This window comes from Shewanella sp. SG44-2 (genome assembly GCF_014164215.1).
Taxonomy (GTDB): Bacteria; Pseudomonadota; Gammaproteobacteria; order Enterobacterales; family Shewanellaceae; genus Shewanella; species Shewanella frigidimarina.
Genome location: NZ_JACJEU010000081.1, coordinates 1 through 424, shown reverse-complemented (window position 1 = coordinate 424; position 424 = coordinate 1). Strand labels below are relative to the sequence as shown.

Genomic DNA, 424 nt, shown 5'->3' with positions numbered 1-424 from the left:
GTTTGTTGTAACACTTGGTTTTTAGTCATTGTCGCCGTTTCTTTGGCAAAATCGACATCAACAATACGAGATTTTGCATCTGCTATGTTTGCTTGGGTGTTAGCACTATTAGAAATGTTATAACTTAAACGGTTCTGAGTCGCACCTAATTTTGAACGCTGCGCATCAATATTTGAAATTGCAGAATCAATAGCCGATAAAGATCCACTATTAGCTGCCGAGGTTAATACTAACGAGCTGACAGCTAGGTCTGCTGCTGTTGTCGAAGAAATAGTTACTGAGATAGTTTCTCCGCCTTTGTGACCTACTTGGAAAACTTTATCTGTATAACCACCAGAGGTCAACTTAGTATCACCAAAAGCGGTCGTATTTGCAATTGCCGTTATTTCAGTTGCAAGCGAGTCCATTTCATTTTGAAGAGCTG

1 protein-coding gene is annotated in these 424 nt (G+C 39.9%); it reads right to left on the bottom strand.

Annotation, left to right across the window (positions count from 1 at the left end; all coding sequences use genetic code 11):
* The coding region (locus H5181_RS20355) for a flagellin (protein ID WP_259397100.1) at positions 1-424 on the bottom strand (424 nt) is incomplete at both ends.